This is a genomic window from Pseudomonas sp. PS01303, from assembly GCF_029959385.1.
GTDB classification, from domain to species: Bacteria; Pseudomonadota; Gammaproteobacteria; order Pseudomonadales; family Pseudomonadaceae; genus Aquipseudomonas; species Aquipseudomonas rustica.
The window spans coordinates 1-3,189 of the sequence record NZ_JASCPK010000274.1 but is presented as its reverse complement, the minus strand read 5'-3'; the positions used below and the strand labels follow the sequence as shown (position 1 = coordinate 3,189).

Here is a 3,189-nt window from a genome sequence, read left to right as displayed (position 1 = left end):
ACACGACCTCTGTAGTAGCTGCCGATGGCCGCGATCTTTTGTGCTTTAAAAACAAGATCAAAAGATCGCGGCCTTCGGCAGCTCTTACAGGGGCGGGTTGGCCGAACTGGTGGGCATATTCATATGCCCTTTCGTTCTAGCCCGCGTCCTGATTAGAAGAAGGTCGCTGTGCTAGGATTCCCCGCTCGAACACGGCCCGCTGGCCGTTCATAAGAAAGTTTTCGTGAGTAGCCATGGTCGACAAACTGACGCATCTGAAACAGCTGGAGGCGGAAAGCATCCACATCATCCGCGAGGTGGCCGCCGAGTTCGATAACCCGGTGATGCTGTACTCCATCGGTAAAGACTCCGCCGTGATGCTGCATCTGGCACGCAAGGCGTTCTTCCCGGGCAAGCTGCCGTTTCCGGTGATGCACGTCGACACCCGCTGGAAATTCCAGGAGATGTACAAGTTCCGCGACAAGATGGTCGAAGAACTGGGCCTGGACTTGATCACCCACATCAACCCCGATGGCGTGGCGCAGAACATTAACCCGTTCACCCACGGCAGCGCCAAGCACACCGACATCATGAAAACCGAAGGCCTGAAACAGGCACTCGACAAGCATGGTTTCGACGCAGCCTTCGGCGGCGCCCGTCGCGATGAAGAGAAATCCCGCGCCAAAGAGCGCGTGTACTCGTTCCGCGACAGCAAGCATCGCTGGGATCCGAAAAACCAGCGTCCAGAACTGTGGAACGTCTACAACGGCAAGGTCAACAAGGGCGAATCCATCCGTGTATTCCCTCTGTCGAACTGGACCGAACTGGACATCTGGCAGTACATCTACCTCGAAGGCATCCCGATTGTGCCGCTGTACTTCGCCGCCGAACGCGAAGTGATCGAGAAGAACGGCACGCTGATCATGATCGACGACGAGCGCATCCTCGAGCACCTGTCCGACGAAGACAAAGCGCGCATCGTCAAAAAGAAAGTGCGTTTCCGCACCCTTGGCTGCTACCCGTTGACGGGCGCCGTGGAGTCCGAAGCCGAAACGCTGACGGACATCATTCAAGAAATGCTCCTGACGCGAACTTCCGAGCGCCAGGGCCGTGTCATCGACCACGATGGCGCCGGCTCGATGGAAGACAAAAAACGTCAGGGTTATTTCTAAGGGGTTGTCATGTCGCACGTATCTGATTTGATCAGCGAGGACATCCTCGCCTACCTGGGCCAGCACGAACGTAAAGAGCTGCTGCGCTTTTTGACTTGCGGTAACGTCGATGACGGCAAGAGCACCCTGATCGGGCGCCTGCTGCACGACTCGAAAATGATCTACGAAGATCACCTCGAAGCGATTACCCGCGATTCGAAGAAAGTCGGCACCACCGGTGACGACATCGACCTGGCATTGCTGGTTGACGGCCTGCAGGCCGAGCGTGAGCAGGGCATCACCATTGATGTTGCTTACCGCTATTTCTCCACCGCGAAACGCAAATTCATCATCGCCGACACCCCCGGCCATGAGCAGTACACCCGCAACATGGCCACCGGTGCGTCCACCTGTGACCTGGCGATCATTCTCGTCGACGCGCGTTACGGCGTGCAGACCCAGACCCGTCGCCACAGCTTCATTGCTTCCCTGTTGGGGATCAAACACATCGTCGTCGCCATCAACAAGATGGATTTGAAAGGCTTCGATGAAGGTGTGTTCGAGTCGATCAAGGCCGACTACCTGAAGTTCGCCGAAGGCTTGAAGATGAAGTCGACCAGCATGCATTTCGTGCCGATGTCTGCCCTCAAGGGCGACAACGTGGTGAACAAGTCCGAGCGCTCGCCTTGGTATAAGGGCCAGTCGCTGATGGAAATTCTCGAGACCGTGGAAGTGGCGGGCGACCGCAACTTCACTGATCTGCGTTTCCCGGTGCAGTACGTCAACCGTCCGAACCTGAACTTCCGTGGTTTCGCCGGCACGCTGGCCAGCGGCATCGTGCACAAGGGTGACGAAGTCGTGGTGCTGCCGTCGGGCAAGAGCAGCCGCGTGAAATCCATCGTCACCTTCGAAGGTGAGCTGGAACACGCCGGTCCAGGTCAGGCAGTAACGCTGACCATGGAAGACGAAATCGACATCTCCCGTGGCGACCTGTTGGTGCATGCCGACAACGTGCCGCCAGTCACCGACAGCTTCGAAGCGATGCTGGTGTGGATGGCTGAAGAGCCGATGCTGCCGGGCAAGAAATACGACATCAAACGCGCCACCAGTTACGTGCCGGGCTCGATTGCCAGCATCGTTAACAAGGTTGACGTGAACACCCTGGAAGAAGGCCCAGCGAGCGCGTTGCAGCTCAACGAAATCGGCAAGGTGAAGATCGCGCTCGACGCGCCGATCGCCCTCGACGGTTACGAAAGCAACCGCACCACCGGCGCGTTCATCATCATCGATCGCCTGACCAACGGCACCGTCGGCGCCGGCATGATCGTCGCGCAGCCAGTGACCCATGGCACTGCCACGCACCACGGCAAACTGGCGCATGTTGCGACTGAGGAACGTGCTCAGCGTTTCGGCCAGCAACCCGCGACCGTGCTGTTCAGCGGTCTGTCGGGCGCGGGCAAAAGCACGCTGGCCTACGCGGTCGAGCGCAAGCTGTTCGACATGGGCCGTGCGGTGTTTGTGCTGGATGGTCAGAACCTGCGTCACGACCTCAACAAAGGTCTGCCACAGGATCGTATCGGCCGTACCGAGAACTGGCGTCGTGCCGCACACGTGGCGCGTCAGTTCAACGAAGCCGGTCTGGTGACGTTGGCTGCGTTTGTCGCGCCAAGCGCTGAAGGTCGCGAGCAGGCCAAGGACCTGATCGGCAAGGATCGTCTGCTGACGGTCTACGTACAGGCCTCGCCGGCCGTGTGCGCCGAGCGTGATCCGCAAGGTCTGTATGCCGCCGGTGGCGACAACATCCCGGGCGAATCCTTCCCGTACGACGTGCCGCTGAATGCCGATCTGGTGATCGACACGCAGACGCTGAGTCTGGAAGAAAGCGTCAAGCAAGTGCTGGAGCTGCTACGTCAGCGTGGCGCGATCTAAGCGTTAGCGACAAATAAAAAGCCCGCCGATGAGTAATCATCGGCGGGCTTTTTTGTGACCTTAAGATCGCTTTCGCGGGCAAGCCTTGCTCCTACAAGAAGTGCACCTCATCACATTGTAGGAGCAAGGC

Annotated in this window: 2 protein-coding genes; both read left to right on the top strand. The window is 58.5% G+C overall.

Annotation, left to right across the window (positions count from 1 at the left end):
- The first annotated feature begins 233 nt into the window (after positions 1-233).
- A complete protein-coding gene (gene cysD, locus QMX93_RS30290; protein WP_008085033.1) occupies positions 234-1,151 on the top strand; it encodes a sulfate adenylyltransferase subunit CysD in 918 nt (305 codons plus the stop codon).
- A gap of 9 nt (positions 1,152-1,160) precedes the next feature.
- Entirely contained in the window at positions 1,161-3,059 is a 1,899-nt protein-coding gene (gene cysN / locus QMX93_RS30285; protein ID WP_282359268.1) for a sulfate adenylyltransferase subunit CysN, read from the top strand.
- Positions 3,060-3,189: the final 130 nt, after the last annotated feature.

Coding starts and splice junctions, on each gene's coding strand:
- cysD (WP_008085033.1), top strand. CDS start 234: ATGGTCGACAAACTGACGCATCTGAAACAGCTGGAGGCGGAAAGCATC.
- cysN (WP_282359268.1), top strand. CDS start 1,161: ATGTCGCACGTATCTGATTTGATCAGCGAGGACATCCTCGCCTACCTG.